15 protein-coding genes, 2 tRNA genes, 1 rRNA gene and 1 riboswitch are annotated in these 16,782 nt (G+C 60.9%); of the genes, 9 read left to right on the forward strand and 9 right to left on the reverse strand.

What is annotated here, in order from left to right; genetic code table 11:
* Positions 1 to 609: 609 nt before the first annotated feature.
* The 7 genes from thiH to SSARUM_RS01275 form a co-directional block, all read right to left on the reverse strand.
* Entirely contained in the window at positions 610 to 1,743 is a 1,134-nt protein-coding gene (gene thiH, locus SSARUM_RS01245; protein WP_039569784.1) for a 2-iminoacetate synthase ThiH, read from the reverse strand.
* Complete coding sequence (locus SSARUM_RS01250) at positions 1,743 to 2,522, reverse strand: thiazole synthase (protein WP_060431316.1); 780 nt, start codon at positions 2,520 to 2,522, stop codon at positions 1,743 to 1,745. Before SSARUM_RS01250 ends, thiH begins: the two co-directional genes overlap by 1 nt.
* 1 nt (position 2,523) lies before the next feature.
* Positions 2,524 to 2,724, reverse strand: a complete 201-nt coding sequence (gene thiS, locus SSARUM_RS01255) for a sulfur carrier protein ThiS (protein WP_016929423.1) — start codon at positions 2,722 to 2,724, stop codon at positions 2,524 to 2,526.
* The gene (locus tag SSARUM_RS01260; RefSeq protein ID WP_015376324.1) at positions 2,721 to 3,470 is read right to left on the reverse strand and encodes a HesA/MoeB/ThiF family protein; all 750 of its coding nucleotides are present in this window, start codon (positions 3,468 to 3,470) and stop codon (positions 2,721 to 2,723) included. The genes thiS and SSARUM_RS01260 overlap by 4 nt, the downstream gene beginning before the upstream one ends.
* A complete protein-coding gene (thiE, locus tag SSARUM_RS01265; RefSeq protein WP_033655322.1) occupies positions 3,463 to 4,113 on the reverse strand; it encodes a thiamine phosphate synthase in 651 nt (216 codons plus the stop codon). Before thiE ends, SSARUM_RS01260 begins: the two co-directional genes overlap by 8 nt.
* Complete coding sequence (gene thiC / locus SSARUM_RS01270) at positions 4,106 to 6,049, reverse strand: phosphomethylpyrimidine synthase ThiC (RefSeq protein ID WP_039569774.1); 1,944 nt, start codon at positions 6,047 to 6,049, stop codon at positions 4,106 to 4,108. The genes thiE and thiC overlap by 8 nt, the downstream gene beginning before the upstream one ends.
* A gap of 114 nt (positions 6,050 to 6,163) precedes the next feature.
* A riboswitch (TPP riboswitch) is annotated at positions 6,164 to 6,288 on the reverse strand.
* Positions 6,289 to 6,327: 39 nt separating this feature from the next.
* Positions 6,328 to 6,819 carry an Rsd/AlgQ family anti-sigma factor gene (locus SSARUM_RS01275; protein WP_033636734.1) on the reverse strand — a complete coding sequence of 164 codons (492 nt, stop codon included), beginning with the start codon at positions 6,817 to 6,819 and terminating at the stop codon, positions 6,328 to 6,330.
* A gap of 101 nt (positions 6,820 to 6,920) precedes the next feature.
* On the opposite strand from SSARUM_RS01275, the gene nudC reads away from it, so the two are divergent.
* From nudC to SSARUM_RS01305, 6 genes are all read left to right on the forward strand, one after another.
* A complete protein-coding gene (gene nudC, locus SSARUM_RS01280; RefSeq protein ID WP_033638644.1) occupies positions 6,921 to 7,688 on the forward strand; it encodes an NAD(+) diphosphatase in 768 nt (255 codons plus the stop codon).
* Between the two features lie 38 nt (positions 7,689 to 7,726).
* Positions 7,727 to 8,791, forward strand: coding sequence for a uroporphyrinogen decarboxylase (gene hemE, locus SSARUM_RS01285; RefSeq protein ID WP_033636735.1), 1,065 nt, complete (start codon positions 7,727 to 7,729; stop codon positions 8,789 to 8,791).
* Positions 8,792 to 8,800: 9 nt separating this feature from the next.
* Positions 8,801 to 9,487 carry a deoxyribonuclease V gene (gene nfi / locus SSARUM_RS01290; protein ID WP_039569769.1) on the forward strand — a complete coding sequence of 229 codons (687 nt, stop codon included), beginning with the start codon at positions 8,801 to 8,803 and terminating at the stop codon, positions 9,485 to 9,487.
* 48 nt (positions 9,488 to 9,535) lie between these two features.
* Complete coding sequence (locus SSARUM_RS01295; RefSeq protein WP_025160203.1) at positions 9,536 to 10,126, forward strand: YjaG family protein; 591 nt, start codon at positions 9,536 to 9,538, stop codon at positions 10,124 to 10,126.
* Between the two features lie 189 nt (positions 10,127 to 10,315).
* A complete protein-coding gene (gene hupA / locus SSARUM_RS01300) occupies positions 10,316 to 10,588 on the forward strand; it encodes a nucleoid-associated protein HU-alpha (protein ID WP_004929874.1) in 273 nt (90 codons plus the stop codon).
* A gap of 36 nt (positions 10,589 to 10,624) precedes the next feature.
* Positions 10,625 to 11,296 carry a DUF1481 domain-containing protein gene (locus tag SSARUM_RS01305; protein ID WP_079656126.1) on the forward strand — a complete coding sequence of 224 codons (672 nt, stop codon included), beginning with the start codon at positions 10,625 to 10,627 and terminating at the stop codon, positions 11,294 to 11,296.
* Positions 11,297 to 11,345: 49 nt separating this feature from the next.
* Here SSARUM_RS01305 and purD read toward each other — a convergent pair whose 3' ends face one another.
* Positions 11,346 to 12,629 (reverse strand): phosphoribosylamine--glycine ligase, encoded by a 1,284-nt coding sequence (gene purD / locus SSARUM_RS01310; RefSeq protein ID WP_033636738.1) that lies wholly within the window; start codon positions 12,627 to 12,629, stop codon positions 11,346 to 11,348.
* Positions 12,630 to 12,677: 48 nt separating this feature from the next.
* Positions 12,678 to 14,267 carry a bifunctional phosphoribosylaminoimidazolecarboxamide formyltransferase/IMP cyclohydrolase gene (gene purH, locus SSARUM_RS01315; RefSeq protein ID WP_049234649.1) on the reverse strand — a complete coding sequence of 530 codons (1,590 nt, stop codon included), beginning with the start codon at positions 14,265 to 14,267 and terminating at the stop codon, positions 12,678 to 12,680.
* 636 nt (positions 14,268 to 14,903) lie between these two features.
* Between purH and SSARUM_RS01320 the strand changes: the two genes are divergently transcribed.
* From SSARUM_RS01320 to SSARUM_RS01330, 3 genes are all read left to right on the forward strand, one after another.
* Positions 14,904 to 16,446: ribosomal RNA gene (locus SSARUM_RS01320) — 16S ribosomal RNA — on the forward strand.
* Between the two features lie 75 nt (positions 16,447 to 16,521).
* A tRNA-Ile gene (locus SSARUM_RS01325) sits at positions 16,522 to 16,598 on the forward strand.
* 38 nt (positions 16,599 to 16,636) lie between these two features.
* Positions 16,637 to 16,712, forward strand: a tRNA-Ala gene (locus SSARUM_RS01330).
* Positions 16,713 to 16,782: the final 70 nt, after the last annotated feature.

Genomic DNA, 16,782 nt, shown 5'->3' on the forward strand with positions numbered 1-16,782 from the left:
TACACTCGATGCAAAATAAAAAAACACTCAAAAGACATTCACATTTAATCGTTTGTATGGTTAATTAGCGCACATACTGTGTGATTCGCGTCCTGGGGGGGTGCCAGTCTCACAAAATAAACCGCCTGCTCTTGTCCGTAAGCAGGGAGCAGGCGGCAAAAAGATCCGCGGCCAACACCAGGGCCAATGGCAGCACCGGGGATGACCACTCGAATCTCTCTTCGTCGCTGTACCTTCTTATCCTCGTTCCCACTTTTCTGCCGCCACAGCGCTCTATGAGTATCACTCCTGAGTGAGTGCCGCACATCGTTATGCCATCTTTCTGACTGCCCATTAGCCGACAAGGCAATCTGCCCGTACGCCCTTACCGGCCGCGATACGCCATATGCGCGTTGCCGCGGACGAGGGCCCGGCGTCGCGCAAGAGAAGCTCCGGCGCGATCCGGGATGGGATAAGGCGGGGCCATCGAGAGGGTGACGGCCCCGGCCGACGCCGGGTTTGGCGGTCGGCAAGGTCACTATAGCCGGGGAGGTTACCGGCGCCAGCGCCGGCGTTCGGCATTGCGCGGCCGCTCCAGCGTTTTCTTCACGCGGCGGTAAACGTTGCCGCTTATTGCGTGCTGCGTCCCAGATAACCGTCCCAGTCTTTCCACACCGGCTGCAGCCCGGCGTTGCTGATGGCCTCGGCGACCTGCTGTGGCGTGCGGCCGTCGTGCGGCTCGAACTGTTCCAACTCCGGCGGCACGTCGTCGGCATAGCCGCCGGGCTGCGTCTTGGATCCGGCGCTGACGCTGTTGATCGCCACCGGGATCATGTGATCGCGGAAGTACGGCGACTCACGCGTAGACAGCGACAGCTCAACGTCCGGCGCGAACAGCCGGAAGGCGCAGATCAGCTGCACCAACTGAGGCTCGCTCATGATCGACGCCGGCTCAATGCCGCCGGCGCAGGGGCGCAGACGCGGGAACGAGATCGAGTAGCGGCTCTGCCAGTAGGTTTGCTGCAGGTAGAACAGATGTTCCGCCAGCAGGTAGCAGTCGGTGCGCCAGCTGTTGGACAGGCCGATCAACGCACCGAGGCCGATCTTGTCGATCCCGGCGCGCCCCAGGCGATCCGGCGTGGCCAGGCGCCAATGAAAATCCTGCTTCTGCCCGCGCAGATGGTGCTGCAGATAGGTGGCCGGATGGTAGGTTTCCTGATACACCAGCACGCCGTCCAGGCCCAGCGCTTTCAGTTCGGCGTACTCGTCCTGCGCCAGCGGCTGCACTTCCATCATCAGCGAGCTGAAGTGGCGGCGGATAGCCGGAATGTGCTGACGGAAATAGTCCATGCCAACCTTGCTCTGATGTTCGCCGGTGACCAGCAACAGGTGCTCGAACCCCAGCGCCTTGATGGCTTCGCACTCGCGTGCGATCTCCGCCGCGTCCAGCGTTTTGCGCTTGATGCGGTTGCTCATCGAAAAGCCGCAGTAGGTGCAGTCGTTGGCGCACAGGTTAGAAAGGTACAGCGGCACATAGAAGCTGACGACGTTGCCGAAGCGCTGACGGGTCAGCTGCTGCGCGCGCTGCGCCAGCGGTTCCAGATACGGCGCGGCGGCGGGGGAGATCAGCGCCATAAAGTCGTCGCGCGTCAGCTTGTCGGCGGTCAACGCGCGTTCCACGTCGCGTGCGGTTTTGCCGTTGATGCGCAGCGTAATGTCGTCCCAATCCAGCTGTTGCCAGCGGCTACTGAAATCGTCGGCCATCACTGCGTCTCCTCTGGTTGGCTGAGGAAGGCGGTCAGCGGGCTGGAGGCGGCCGCACCGCGCTGGCTGGCACCCAATCCGGCGCTGCGCGCCAGCTCGCCGGCCTCCAGCGCCAGGCGAAACGCCCGTGCCATTTGCACCGGGTCGCGCGCTACGGCGATGGCGGTATTCACCAGCACCGCGTCGGCGCCCAGCTCCATCGCTTCCAGCGCGTGGCTCGGCGCGCCGATGCCGGCGTCGACCACCACCGGCACCTTGGCCTGCTCGATGATGATCTCGAGGAAGTCACGGGTGCGCAGACCGCGGTTGGAGCCGATAGGGGCGCCGAGCGGCATCACCGCCGCGCAACCCACCTCTTCCAGCCGTTTGCACAGCACCGGATCGGCGCCGCAGTAGGGCAGCACCACAAAACCGTCTTTCACCAGCGTTTCCGCCGCCTTCAACGTTTCTATCGGATCCGGCAGCAGGTATTTCACATCGGGATGGATCTCCAGCTTCACCCAGTGGGTGCCGAGCGCTTCGCGCGCCAGCCGGGCGGCGAACACCGCTTCGGCGGCCGTTTTGGCGCCGGAGGTGTTGGGCAATAGCCTTACGCCCAGCCGCTGCAGCGGCGCCAAAATGGCGTCGTTGCCGCCGCGCAGATCGACGCGCTTCATGGCCATGGTCACCAGCTGTGAGCCGGAGGCCGCCAGCGCCTCCAGCATCAACGCCGGGGTGGCGAACTTGCCGGTGCCGGTGAACAGGCGCGAGGTAAAAGTGGTATCGGCGATTTTCAGCATGTCAGCCTCCGGCGATCGCTTGAAACAGCAAAATGTCGTCACCGTCCTGCACCTGATGGTCGGCCCAGTCGGCGCGCGGGATGATGGTTTGGTTGATCGCCAGCGCGGTGCCCGGCTGGTGGCGTTCCAGCTGGGTCAGCAGGGCGGCGACGCTGAGCGGCTGCGCCAGCTCCAGAGGTTGGTCGTTCAGACGGATCTTCATGCCGCGCCTCCGCATACCGGGCAGGCGCGGGCCTGGCTCAGTTGCAGCGTGCTCCAGCTCTGCTGCTTGCCGTCGAACAGCCGCAGCTTGCCGCTGAGGGAGGAAGGCATACCGGCCAACATCTTGATGGCTTCCAGCGCTTGCAGAGTGCCGATCACGCCCACCACCGGGCCGAGCACCCCGGCGGTGCGGCAGTTGCGCTGCGGCTCTTCCTGCTCCGGGTACAGGCAGGCGTAGCAGCCGTGCGCATAGGGCGGCTCGAGCACCAGCAACTGGCCGCTGAAACCGACCGCGCTGCCGCTGATCAGCGGCTTGGCGGCGGCGATGCAGGCGGCATTGACCTCATGACGGGTCGCCATATTGTCGCAGCAGTCCAGCACCAGATCGGCGCGGGCGACCGCGTCGCGCAGCGCTTGCCCCTGCAGCCGCTGCGCCAGCGGGATGGATTCCACCAACGGGTTCAGCGCCTGCAGGTGGCGTTGCGCCAGCGCCGCCTTGCCGGTGGCGGTATCGGCGCTGCGGTAGAGGATTTGCCGCTGCAGGTTGGTGACATGCAGCTGGTCGTCGTCGGCCAGCAGCAGCGTGCCGACGCCGGCAGCGGCCAGATACAGCGAAGCCGGGGAACCGAGCCCGCCCAAACCGACGATCAGCACCGTGGCGCGCTTGAGCCTCTCCTGGCCTTCCGGGCCGACGTCCTCCAGCAGCAGCTGGCGGCTGTAGCGCAGGAATTCCTGATCGTTAAGCATCGTTCGGATCCTCGCCTTCGATCAGCCGCAATAGCTCGGCCGTCGCCGCGCGCCAGTCCGGCGCCTGGGTGATGGCGCTGACCACCGCCACGCTGCCGACGCCGCACGCCAGCACTGCCGGTACGCGATCGATGCTGATCCCGCCGATCGCCACCGTCGGGTAATCCGCCAGGCCGGCGATGTGGCGTTTCAACTCCGCCAGCCCCTGCGGCGCCGAAGGCATGTCTTTGGTTTGGGTGGGGAAGATGTGCCCCAGCGCGATGTAGGAAGGTTTCACCGCCAGCGCGCGTGCCAACTCGGCGTCGTCATGGGTGGACACGCCCAGCCGCAGCCCGGCGCGGTGAATGGCCGCCAGATCGGTGGTATCGAGATCCTCCTGGCCCAGATGCACGCCGTAAGCGCCGTGCTTGATCGCCAGCCGCCAGTAGTCGTTGATGAACAGCCGCGCCTGATAACGCTGGCCCAGCGCGATGGCGGCGGCGATATCCGCTTCGACCTGCTCGTCAGGCAGGTCCTTGATGCGCAGCTGGATGGTGGTGACGCCGGCCTCCAGCAGGCGAGCGATCCATTCCACGCTGTCGACAACCGGGTAAAGCCCCAGCTTGTGGGGCGTAGCCGGGAAGGGGGTCGTGATATCAGTCATTGCTTGTCTCCTCTTGCAGGGTGCCGGCGCTGTGATACAGCTCGCTGCCGCGGGCGCGGAACTCGGCGGACATTTTCTCCATGCCGGTCAGCTGCACTTCGATCGGCTTGGCGGCTTCCTGGGCCGCGGCGTAGTCGCGCACCTCCTGCGAAATTTTCATCGAGCAGAATTTCGGCCCGCACATCGAGCAGAAGTGGGCGACCTTGCCGGACTCCTGCGGCAGGGTTTCGTCGTGATAGGCGCGGGCGGTGGCCGGATCGAGCGCCAGATTGAACTGATCTTCCCAGCGGAATTCGAAACGCGCCTTGGACATGGCGTTATCGCGGATCTGCGCGCCCGGATGGCCTTTGGCCAGATCGGCGGCGTGAGCGGCGATCTTGTAGGTGATCAGGCCCTGCTTGACGTCCTCTTTGTTCGGCAGGCCGAGGTGTTCTTTCGGCGTGACGTAACACAACATGGCGCAGCCGAACCAGCCGATCATTGCCGCGCCGATGCCGGAGGTGAAATGGTCATAGCCCGGGGCGATATCGGTGGTCAGCGGGCCGAGGGTGTAGAACGGCGCTTCGTGGCAGTGTTCCAGCTCTTCGGTCATGTTGCGGCGGATCATCTGCATCGGCACGTGGCCCGGGCCTTCTATCATTACCTGCACGTCGTATTCCCAGGCGATTTTGGTCAGCTCGCCCAGCGTATGCAGCTCGGCGAACTGGGCTTCGTCGTTGGCGTCCTGAATCGAGCCGGGGCGCAGGCCGTCGCCGAGCGACAGCGAAACGTCGTAGGCGGCGCAGATCTCACAGATTTCACGGAAATGCTGATAGAGGAAGTTTTCCTGATGGTGCGACAGACACCATTTGGCCATGATCGAGCCGCCGCGCGACACGATGCCGGTCAGGCGTTTGGCGGTCATTGGCACGTAGCGCAGCAGCACGCCGGCGTGGATGGTGAAGTAGTCGACCCCTTGCTCCGCCTGTTCCAGCAGCGTATCGCGGAACATCTCCCAGGTGAGGTTTTCCGCCACGCCGTTGACCTTCTCCAGCGCCTGGTAGATCGGCACGGTGCCGATGGGCACCGGGCTGTTGCGCAGGATCCACTCGCGGGTTTCGTGAATATAGCGGCCGGTAGAGAGATCCATCACGGTGTCCGCGCCCCAGCGGGTGGACCACACCAGCTTCTCCACCTCTTCTTCGATCGACGACGTGACCGCCGAGTTGCCGATATTGGCGTTCACCTTCACCAGGAAATTGCGGCCGATGATCATCGGTTCCGCCTCCGGGTGATTGATGTTGGCGGGAATGATGGCGCGGCCGGCGGCCACTTCCTGGCGCACGAACTCCGGCGTGATGTTGTCCGGCAGATTGGCGCCCCAGCTCTGGCCCGGGTGCTGGTGGCGCAGCACCTCGCCGCGAATGCGCTCGCGCCCCATGTTTTCACGGATGGCGATGAACTCCATCTCCGGGGTGACGATACCGGCGCGGGCATAGTGCAGCTGGGTCACGCGCCTGCCCGGCAGCGCCTTGCGCGGCAGCGGCAGATGTTCGAAGCGCAGATGATCCAGCCCCTCGTCCGCCAGCCGCTGTTGGGTGAAGCCGGAGCTGGCGCCGCTGAGGGTAGTGGTATCGCCGCGCGCGTCGATCCAGCCGGCGCGCAGTTTGGCGAGACCGGCGTGCACGTCGAGCTTGGCCTGCGGATCGCCGTAGGGGCCGGCGGTGTCATACACCGGGATCGCCTCGTTGGGTTCATACTGCGGGTGGTCTTTGCTGCCGCCGAGCAGGGTCGGGCTGAGCTGAATTTCGCGCATCGGCACCTGGATATCGCTGCGCGAGCCTTGCAGATAGATACGGCGTGAGTTCGGGAAAGCCATGCCTTGCAGGGTGTCGATAAACTGCTGGGCGGCTTCGCGTTGCGCTTTACGGGCGCGCGGTGGATTAACGTTAGACATAGCAAGTTCCTACCAGTGTGTTGGGTTGGGAAAGTTGCTTGTCTGGAGCTCGGAGGGAGTAATGATGGTGGCCGATAAGGCAGGGCGCCCGCAAGGGGAAGGCCGTGCCTGTGGCGATAGATTACTCTTGTTCCCTTCGCGGGTATTAACCCGATCAGGTTCCGCGGATCCCGAATTAACGGTCTCAGCCTGGCTGATTCGATGAACAAATCAGGCGCTAGGCACTCCGACAAGATGCCCCCCAGTATAGGAGGGATAAGAAAAAAAACTATAAAATTTTAACGCGCCGGATCCGGCTGCGGTTGCTGCGCGGCTTCCGCCTCCAGCAGGATCAGCTTATCTTCCAGCGCAAAGCGCGCCGCCAGCGTTTCGCCGATATCCGACAAGGCCTGGTGGAATTCCAGACAAACCTCCTGATCGATATCCACTTCGGTATAGCGATCGTGGAACGCCATGATCTGTTCGGTATTGGCCCACAGCTTGGGGTAGATGTTCACCGCCAGCGACATTTTCGGACTGGCTGCGCCTTCCACTTGTTTGATAATTCTGTCATAGATATGAAAATGCCCTGCGGAGAGGTAATCCACCAGGTTGTGGCAAAAGTTCTCCAGCGCTTTTTCATTCAGCGGCGTATGCTTTTCTTTATTCGGTTTGAGGCCTACCAGCGTGCAGTAGGCGACCAGCAACTGCTTGCGGGCCTGAAGCCATTGATCAACTAATTCATTACTACCGCCAACGCGCTGAGTCAGCCTTTCCAAACGGTTGAGCATGTTTGACTCCGTGTAAGTAATAAAAGTAACCGGTAAGTTATTAAAATGTAACAAAGCCGATTCGTAGAGTGCCAGTGAAGCTGAGGTTGTGCAACAACGATATGGAACTTGCATTAACGGGCAATGAAAACGGCTGGTGGATCGTCAGCCATGAAAGCAAACTTTGGTTACCGAACGGTGAATTGCCGTCGGGGACGGCCGCCACCCTCGGGCTGCAGGGCCGTATGGCGCGCACCATCGGTGAGTGGGCGGGGGCGCCGGTTTGGCTGGTGCGCCAGGCGATGCCGCGGGAGATGGGCTCGGTGCGTCAGCTGTTGGATCTGGATCGCGGTCTGTTTCAGCTTGCCGGGCGCGGCGTGCAGCTGGCGGATTTCTACCGTTCACATCGCTATTGCGGCTACTGCGGCCATGAGATGCACCTCAGCCGCAGCGAGAGCGCCTGCCTGTGTGGCCACTGCAAAGAGCGCTACTATCCGCAGATTGCACCCTGCGTGATCGTCGCCATTCGGCGCGAGGATCAGATCCTGCTGGCGCAACACGTGCGCCATCGCGGCGGTATCCACACGGTGCTGGCCGGCTTCGTCGAAGTGGGCGAAACGTTGGAGCAGGCGGTAGCGCGCGAAGTGATGGAAGAGAGCAATATCGAAATCAAGAACCTGCGCTACGTCACTTCACAACCCTGGCCGTTCCCGCACTCGCTGATGATGGCCTTTATGGCCGATTACCATCAGGGGGAAATTCGTCACGATCCCAAGGAGCTGCTCAACGCCGGCTGGTATCGCTACGACCAGCTGCCGCTGTTGCCGCCGCCCGGTACCGTGGCGCGCCGGTTGATTGAGGACACCGTGGCGCTGTGCCGGGCAGAATAATGTACAATGGCCGGCAGATTATTAAGGGAGCCCCATAAATGACTGAGTTGAAGAACGATCGCTACCTGCGCGCGCTGTTGCGCCAGCCGGTGGATGTGACCCCCGTATGGATGATGCGCCAGGCCGGTCGTTATTTGCCGGAGTACAAGGCGACCCGCGCCCAGGCCGGTGATTTCATGTCGCTGTGCAAGAACGCGGAGCTGGCCTGCGAGGTCACGCTGCAGCCGCTGCGCCGCTATGCGCTGGACGCCGCCATCCTGTTCTCCGACATTCTCACCATTCCCGACGCCATGGGGCTCGGCCTGTACTTTGAAGCCGGCGAAGGCCCGCGTTTCAGCTCCCCTGTTACCTGCCGCGCCGACGTCGACAAGCTGCCGGTGTTCGATCCGGAAGTGGAGCTGGGCTATGTGATGAACGCGGTGCGCACCATTCGCCGCGAGCTGAAGGGCGAAGTGCCGCTGATCGGCTTTTCCGGCAGCCCGTGGACGCTGGCGACTTATATGGTCGAAGGCGGCAGCAGCAAAGCCTTCACCAAGCTGAAGAAGATGATGTATGCCGAACCGGCCACGCTGCATCTGTTGCTGGACAAGCTGGCAGACAGCGTGATCCTGTACCTCAATGCCCAGATCAAAGCCGGCGCGCAGTCGGTGATGGTGTTCGACACCTGGGGCGGCGTGCTGACCGGGCGCGACTACCGCGAGTTCTCTTTGCACTACATGCACAAGATCGTCGACGGGCTGCTGCGTGAAAACGACGGCCGCCGCGTGCCGGTGACGCTGTTCACCAAAGGCGGCGGGCAGTGGTTGGAGGCGATGGCCGCCACCGGCTGCGATGCGCTGGGGCTGGATTGGACCACCGACATCGCCGACGCGCGTCGGCGCGTCGGCGACAAAGTGGCGCTGCAGGGCAATATGGATCCGTCGATGCTGTATGCCTCTCCGGCGCGCATCGCGGAAGAAGTGGAGACCATTCTGGCCGGTTTCGGCCACGGCAACGGCCATGTGTTCAACCTGGGCCACGGCATCCATCAGGATGTGCCGCCGGAGCACGCCGGCGCCTTCGTCGAGGCGGTGCACGCGCACTCGGCGAAATACCACCGTTAAGGATTCGATGTGACCGATATGGCGGCCCTGCGCGCCGAACAGCTGCGGCGCGCGGCTGAAGTCATTCGCTACGACGATCTGCCGGCCGAACCGCCGGCCTTCATCGCCGGCGCCGACGTGGGCTTCGAGCAAGAAGGGGCGGTGACGCGCGCCGCCATCGCCATCCTGCGCTATCCGTCGCTGGAGCTGGTGGAGTATCAGGTGGCGCGCATCGCCACCGTCATGCCCTACATCCCGGGCTTCCTGTCGTTTCGCGAATACCCGGCGCTGTTGGCCGCCTGGGGGCAGCTGCGGCAGAAGCCGGGGCTGATCTTCGTCGATGGGCATGGCATTTCGCATCCGCGGCGTCTCGGCGTCGCCAGCCATTTCGGCCTGCTGGTCGATGTGCCGACCATCGGCGTGGCCAAGAAGCGCCTGTGCGGCAAATTCGCGCCGCTGGACGCCGCCGTCGGCGCGCTGGCGCCGCTGGAAGATAAGGGTGAACCGCTGGGCTGGGTGTGGCGCAGCAAGGCGCGTTGCAACCCGCTGTTCATCTCTACCGGCCATCGCGTGAGCGCCGACAGCGCGCTGGCGTGGGTGCAACGCTGCATGGCGGGCTACCGATTACCGGAGCCGACCCGCTGGGCCGACGCCATCGCGTCGCGCCGTCCGGCGTTTCAGCGTTGGTTGCAGCAGCATCCGGAGGTGTCGCCATGAGCGATTTCGGGTACACTGCGCCGCAGATAACGCGTAAGAGAGTAAAGCATGCTACGTAACCCGATTCATTTACGTCTGGAACGGCTCGAGGCCTGGCAACATTTGACCTTTATGGCCAGTTTGTGCGAGCGTATGTACCCGAATTACCAGATGTTCTGCAAACAGACCGAGTTCGGCGATCCGGCGGTTTATCGCCGCATTCTGGATTTGGTGTGGGAAACGCTGGTGGTGAAGGACGCCAAGGTCAACTTCGACAGCCAGCTCGAGAAGTTGGAAGAGGCGATTCCGTCGGCGGAAGATTACGATCTTTACGGCGTTTACCCGGCAATTGATGCCTGTATCGCATTAGGGGAACTGATCCATTCGCGGCTCGGCGGGGAGACGCTGGAGCACGCCATCGCCATCAGCGAAACATCGATTCGCACCGTGGCGATGTTGGAAATGACCCAAGCCGGTAAGGAAATGACCGACGAAGAGTTGGAAAGTTTGCCTGCGGTAGAGGAAGAATGGGACATTCAATGGGAAATTTTCCGCCTGTTGGACGCCTGTGAAGAGCGCGATATAGACCTGATCAAGGGGCTGCGATCCGACCTGCGAGAGGCCGGTGTCAGCAACATCGGGATAAATTTAGCGCAATAAGGCAACAAAACGTGATTTAACGCCTGATTTGTCATGCCTTAAGGCTTCACATCCGCACCCTGTCTGGTCTACATTTGGGGGGCGTAAAAAAAGTGGCTATCGGTGCGTGTATGCAGGAGAGTGCTGTCAATCGGCATATCCGTCGCACTCGATGCTTTGCAAACGATAAACACACTGTAAGGATAACTTATGAACAAGACTCAACTGATTGATGTAATCGCGGACAAGGCTGACCTTTCCAAAGCACAAGCTAAACTGGCTCTGGAATCCACCCTGGCTGCTATTACTGAGTCTCTGAAAGAAGGTGATGCAGTACAATTGGTTGGCTTCGGTACTTTCAAAGTAAACCATCGTAGCGAGCGCACTGGCCGCAACCCACAGACTGGCAAAGAAATCAAAATCGCAGCAGCCAACGTGCCTGCGTTCGTTTCTGGCAAAGCACTGAAAGACGCTGTTAAATAAGACCGCGCCTCGGTGAAAAGAATAAACAGGGGGGCGATGGCGCCCCTTTTGTTTGCTCGTCGGGCGCTCATGGCCGTTGGCATCGCCGTCGGCCTGAGTGCCTGCAGTTTCCATTCCGATATCCCCAGCTTTACCGCCAGCGGCTTCGTGGCCGATCAGGGTGTGATACGCCTGTGGCGTAAAGACGATGAGCAACATCGTCCGCAGGTGTTGGTCAGCGTCTACAGCCCTTACCGTGGTCCGGGTACCATCACCACGCTGTACACCTATCAGGGCGACGTGCTGCGCCAAATCAAACGCAACGATGCCGACGGCGATCGAGATTCCATTCAGCTGCGCTTTGCCGACGACGGCACGGTGAGCTTTATGCAGCGCCAGTTGGCGACACGCCGCGAACCGTTGACCAGCGATGAAATCGCTCTGTACCAATATCAGGCGCGGCGGATCCTTGAAGTGAGCAATGCGCTGCGCGCCGGCAAGGTGAAATTGCTGCAGGGGCGCTGGATGCAGGGCGAGGTGCAAACCTGCGACGGCCAACGCATGAAACCGGGGCTGGATGCCGCCTCCATCGTTTGGATCGAGAAACGCGCCCGCAGCAGTAGCCGGCCGGTGAGCGTCGCCTGGCTGGAAGCGCCCGAAGGCAGCGAACTGCTGCTGGTGGCGAACGACGACTTCTGCAGCTGGGAACCGAAAGAAGACCAGCTGTAAAAAAGGCCCCGCGCTGCGGAGCCTCCCATCATGACCTTAGACGGCCAAATCACTTGCCGCGCGCAATCGCGCGATAACCGATATCTTTGCGGCAGAAGCTGCCCGGCCACTGAATGCCTTCCGCCAGCTGGTAGGCGCGTTGCTGCGCCTGCGCCACGGTGTCGCCCAGCGCCGTTACGCACAGCACGCGGCCGCCGCTGGTGACGACGTCATCGCCCTGCAGGCGCGTACCGGCATGGAAGACCTTGCCGTCGGCGCTTTCCTGCTGCGGCAACCCCTGGATCACTTCGCCGTTGCGATAGTCCCCCGGATAACCGCCGGCCGCCAGCACTACGCCGAGCGCAGGGCGTTCGTCCCAGTCGGAGCTTTTCTCGTTCAGGCGGCCTTCGGCACCCGCCAGGCACAGTTCCACCAGATCGGAACGCAGGCGCAGCATGATCGGCTGGGTTTCGGGATCGCCAAAACGACAGTTGAATTCGATCACCTTCGGCTGGCCATCGGCGGCGATCATCAGGCCGGCGTACAGGAAGCCGACGTAGGTGTTGCCTTCCGCCGCCATGCCGCGCACCGTCGGCCAGATCACCTGATCCATGGCGCGCCGGTGGATTTCGTCGGTCACGACCGGCGCCGGGGAGTAAGCTCCCATGCCGCCGGTGTTCGGGCCGGTGTCGCCGTCGCCGACGCGCTTGTGGTCCTGGCTGGTGGCCATTGGCACCACGTTCTCGCCGTCGACCATCACGATGAAGCTGGCTTCTTCGCCGTCGAGGAACTCTTCCACCACGATGCGATGACCGGCGTCGCCGAAGGCGTTGCCGGCCAGCATGTCTCGCACCGCCTCTTCCGCTTCCTGCAGCGTCATCGCGACGATCACGCCTTTACCGGCCGCCAGGCCATCGGCCTTGATGACGATCGGTGCACCTTTGCGGCGCACATAGGCCAGCGCCGGCTCCACCTCGGTAAAGTTTTCATATTCGGCGGTCGGGATGCGGTGGCGCGCCAGGAAATCTTTGGTGAAGGCTTTGGAGCCTTCGAGCTGCGCGGCGGCCTGCGACGGGCCGAAGATTTTCAAACCGGCGGCCTGGAAGGCATCGACCACGCCGATCACCAGCGGCGCTTCCGGCCCGACGATGGTCAGACCGATGTCATGGCTCTGGGCGAAAGCGACCAGGGCAGGGATGTCGGTGGCGGCGATCGCCACGTTTTCCAGATTGGCTTCCAGCGCGGTGCCGGCATTGCCCGGCGCAACGTAGACTTTATCCGCCAGCGGAGACTGGGCGGCTTTCCAGGCCAGCGCGTGCTCGCGCCCGCCGTTGCCGATAATCAAAATGTTCATCAGGGGCTCCACGAATGGCGTGCGCCGGAGCGCACGCGGCAAAAGGAATTAATGGCGGAAGTGACGCATGTCGGTAAAGATCATGGCGATGCCGTGTTCGTTGGCGGCGGCGATCACTTCGTCGTCGCGGATCGAGCCGCCCGGCTGGATCACGCAGGTGATGCCGACCGCCGCCGCGGCATCGATGCCGTCGCGGAACGGGAAGAAGGCGTCGGAGGCCATGGCAGACCCTTTCACTTCCAGCCCTTCATCGCCCGCTTTGATGCCGGCGATCTTGGCGGAGTAAACGCGGCTCATCTGGCCAGCGCCTATGCCGATGGTCATGTTGTCACGTGCATAAACGATGGCGTTGGATTTCACGAACTTGGCCACTTTCCAGCAGAACAGCGCGTCGCGCAGTTCCTGTTCGGTCGGCTGACGCTCGGATACCACACGCAGATCGGCGGCGGTTACCATGCCCAGATCGCGATCCTGCACCAGCAGGCCGCCGTTGACGCGCTTGAAGTCCAGCCCCGCCACGCGTTGCTGCCACTGGCCGCAGGCCAGCACGCGCACGTTCTGCTTGGCGGCCAGCAGGGAGCGCGCTTCCTGGGTGACGTTTGGCGCGATGATCACTTCCACGAACTGGCGGCTGATGATCGCCTGCGCGGTGGCGGCATCCAGCTCGCGGTTAAAGGCGATGATGCCGCCAAAGGCGGAGGTCGGGTCGGTTTGGTAAGCGCGCTCGTAGGCGGCCAGGATGTCATCGCCGATCGCCACGCCGCAAGGGTTGGCGTGTTTGACGATCACGCAGGCCGGCTCGGCGAACTCTTTCACGCATTCCAGCGCGGCGTCGGTATCGGCGATGTTGTTATAAGACAGCGCCTTGCCCTGCAGCTGTTCGGCGGTCGCGACGGACGCTTCCTTTACCTCTTCTTCTATATAGAAGGCGGCCTGCTGGTGGCTGTTCTCACCGTAGCGCATATCCTGCTTCTTGATGTAGTTGAGGTTCAGGGTGCGCGGGAAGCGGCCGGACGGCTGCTCGGTCTCGCCATGGTACGCCGGCACCAGCGCGCCGAAGTAGTTGGCGATCATGCTGTCGTAGGCGGCGGTGTGCTCGAAGGCCTTGATGGCGAGATCGAAGCGGGTGGCATAGCGCAGCGAGCCGTCGTTGTTGTCCATCTCGGTAATGATGGCGGCGTAGTCGCTGCTCTTCACCACGATGGCGACGTCTTTATGGTTCTTGGCGGCGGAGCGCACCATGGTCGGGCCGCCGATATCGATATTCTCGACTGCGTCTTCCAGCGAGCAATCCGGGCGCGCCACGGTTTGGGCGAACGGGTACAGATTGACGACCACCATGTCGATAGGCTGGATGTCATGCTGAGTCATGACGGCGTCGTCCTGTCCGCGGCGGCCGAGAATACCGCCGTGAACTTTCGGGTGCAGGGTCTTTACTCGTCCGTCCATCATCTCCGGGAAGCCGGTGTAGTCGGAAACTTCGGTAACGGGCAGACCGGCGTCTGCCAGCAGGCGAGCGGTGCCGCCGGTGGAGAGCAGTTCAACGCCGCGCTGGGAAAGCGCTTCGGCGAATTCAACGATACCGGCTTTGTCAGACACGCTGAGCAGGGCCCGGCGGATTGGACGAGGTTGTTGCATGGTTTTATCCCTTGGCTTTGAGTCGCAATTAAAGAGCGTTACGTGAATGTCCACCTCGTTCTCTCTATAAGGAAAGGTTTTTGCCTTATAAAGGGAGGGGCAGGCGCATATTCAGGTAACGCCCCCATAAAAAGGGGGATCGTTTCGTCGCGGGGAATTGTAGCGAAAACGTTTGCGTGGCGCTCGTAAATTTTCCGTGCAAATCGCATCTGTGGATAACACTGTGTGCAAGTGGGTATAAGGCGGGGTTTTGCTGTGGAATGCAGCGAACGATCGTTTTTGCGGAAAATACCTGTTGCGGCCTGCGAGGAACTCCCTATAATGCGCCTCCATCGACACGGAACATGTGAACAACTTCACAGAGTATCCGGGGGTCGCAGAGAAAAAATCCTGAAAATTAGGGTTGACTCTGAAAGAGGAAAGCGTAATATACGCCACCTCGAGTTAGCAAGCGAAAGCGCCTAACTCACTGCTCTTTAACAATTTATCAGACAATCTGTGTGGGCACTCCACAAGACGATATCCAGCATCCTCGGATGCAAAAAAATATCAAGTCTTGAAGAGTGACTAACTGAAGTAAAATTCATGCAGTAAATCTTTGAGCATCGCTTCTCGAGTGGAAGCACATCAAGCTTTTAATTGAAGAGTTTGATCATGGCTCAGATTGAACGCTGGCGGCAGGCTTAACACATGCAAGTCGAGCGGTAGCACAGGGGAGCTTGCTCCCTGGGTGACGAGCGGCGGACGGGTGAGTAATGTCTGGGAAACTGCCTGATGGAGGGGGATAACTACTGGAAACGGTAGCTAATACCGCATAACGTCGCAAGACCAAAGAGGGGGACCTTCGGGCCTCTTGCCATCAGATGTGCCCAGATGGGATTAGCTAGTAGGTGGGGTAATGGCTCACCTAGGCGACGATCCCTAGCTGGTCTGAGAGGATGACCAGCCACACTGGAACTGAGACACGGTCCAGACTCCTACGGGAGGCAGCAGTGGGGAATATTGCACAATGGGCGCAAGCCTGATGCAGCCATGCCGCGTGTGTGAAGAAGGCCTTCGGGTTGTAAAGCACTTTCAGCGAGGAGGAAGGTGGTGAGCTTAATACGTTCATCAATTGACGTTACTCGCAGAAGAAGCACCGGCTAACTCCGTGCCAGCAGCCGCGGTAATACGGAGGGTGCAAGCGTTAATCGGAATTACTGGGCGTAAAGCGCACGCAGGCGGTTTGTTAAGTCAGATGTGAAATCCCCGGGCTCAACCTGGGAACTGCATTTGAAACTGGCAAGCTAGAGTCTCGTAGAGGGGGGTAGAATTCCAGGTGTAGCGGTGAAATGCGTAGAGATCTGGAGGAATACCGGTGGCGAAGGCGGCCCCCTGGACGAAGACTGACGCTCAGGTGCGAAAGCGTGGGGAGCAAACAGGATTAGATACCCTGGTAGTCCACGCTGTAAACGATGTCGATTTGGAGGTTGTGCCCTTGAGGCGTGGCTTCCGGAGCTAACGCGTTAAATCGACCGCCTGGGGAGTACGGCCGCAAGGTTAAAACTCAAATGAATTGACGGGGGCCCGCACAAGCGGTGGAGCATGTGGTTTAATTCGATGCAACGCGAAGAACCTTACCTACTCTTGACATCCAGAGAACTTTCCAGAGATGGATTGGTGCCTTCGGGAACTCTGAGACAGGTGCTGCATGGCTGTCGTCAGCTCGTGTTGTGAAATGTTGGGTTAAGTCCCGCAACGAGCGCAACCCTTATCCTTTGTTGCCAGCGGTTCGGCCGGGAACTCAAAGGAGACTGCCAGTGATAAACTGGAGGAAGGTGGGGATGACGTCAAGTCATCATGGCCCTTACGAGTAGGGCTACACACGTGCTACAATGGCGTATACAAAGAGAAGCGACCTCGCGAGAAGCAAGCGGACCTCATAAAGTACGTCGTAGTCCGGATTGGAGTCTGCAACTCGACTCCATGAAGTCGGAATCGCTAGTAATCGTAGATCAGAATGCTACGGTGAATACGTTCCCGGGCCTTGTACACACCGCCCGTCACACCATGGGAGTGGGTTGCAAAAGAAGTAGGTAGCTTAACCTTCGGGAGGGCGCTTACCACTTTGTGATTCATGACTGGGGTGAAGTCGTAACAAGGTAACCGTAGGGGAACCTGCGGTTGGATCACCTCCTTACCTAAAGATATTAGTTCGCGTGGCGTGCTCACACAGATTGTCTGATGAAAAAGTAACGAGCAGAAATACCTTTATAGGCTTGTAGCTCAGGTGGTTAGAGCGCACCCCTGATAAGGGTGAGGTCGGTGGTTCAAGTCCACTCAGGCCTACCACTTCTCGGAAGTGGAAAAGGTACTGCGCGTGACTGTATGGGGCTATAGCTCAGCTGGGAGAGCGCCTGCCTTGCACGCAGGAGGTCAGCGGTTCGATCCCGCTTAGCTCCACCATATAGTCCGGTATTTCACTACTTCAGAGTATATTGGCAACAGTATGCTGCGAAGTATTTTGCTCTTTAAC

The organism is Serratia sarumanii (assembly GCF_029962605.1).
GTDB lineage: Bacteria > Pseudomonadota > Gammaproteobacteria > Enterobacterales > Enterobacteriaceae > Serratia > Serratia sarumanii.

Bases quoted from the DNA above. Each gene is read 5' to 3' on its own strand.
- thiC (WP_039569774.1), bottom strand. From the start codon at position 6,049: ATGTCTAACGTTAATCCACCGCGCGCCCGTAAAGCGCAACGCGAAGCC.
- SSARUM_RS01305 (WP_079656126.1), top strand. From the start codon at position 10,625: ATGGCGCCCCTTTTGTTTGCTCGTCGGGCGCTCATGGCCGTTGGCATC.
- thiE (WP_033655322.1), bottom strand. From the start codon at position 4,113: ATGACTGATATCACGACCCCCTTCCCGGCTACGCCCCACAAGCTGGGG.
- purD (WP_033636738.1), bottom strand. From the start codon at position 12,629: ATGAACATTTTGATTATCGGCAACGGCGGGCGCGAGCACGCGCTGGCC.
- purH (WP_049234649.1), bottom strand. From the start codon at position 14,267: ATGCAACAACCTCGTCCAATCCGCCGGGCCCTGCTCAGCGTGTCTGAC.
- SSARUM_RS01250 (WP_060431316.1), bottom strand. From the start codon at position 2,522: ATGCTGAAAATCGCCGATACCACTTTTACCTCGCGCCTGTTCACCGGC.
- SSARUM_RS01275 (WP_033636734.1), bottom strand. From the start codon at position 6,819: ATGCTCAACCGTTTGGAAAGGCTGACTCAGCGCGTTGGCGGTAGTAAT.
- thiS (WP_016929423.1), bottom strand. From the start codon at position 2,724: ATGAAGATCCGTCTGAACGACCAACCTCTGGAGCTGGCGCAGCCGCTC.
- hemE (WP_033636735.1), top strand. From the start codon at position 7,727: ATGACTGAGTTGAAGAACGATCGCTACCTGCGCGCGCTGTTGCGCCAG.
- SSARUM_RS01295 (WP_025160203.1), top strand. From the start codon at position 9,536: ATGCTACGTAACCCGATTCATTTACGTCTGGAACGGCTCGAGGCCTGG.
- thiH (WP_039569784.1), bottom strand. From the start codon at position 1,743: ATGGCCGACGATTTCAGTAGCCGCTGGCAACAGCTGGATTGGGACGAC.
- SSARUM_RS01260 (WP_015376324.1), bottom strand. From the start codon at position 3,470: ATGCTTAACGATCAGGAATTCCTGCGCTACAGCCGCCAGCTGCTGCTG.
- hupA (WP_004929874.1), top strand. From the start codon at position 10,316: ATGAACAAGACTCAACTGATTGATGTAATCGCGGACAAGGCTGACCTT.
- nudC (WP_033638644.1), top strand. From the start codon at position 6,921: ATGGAACTTGCATTAACGGGCAATGAAAACGGCTGGTGGATCGTCAGC.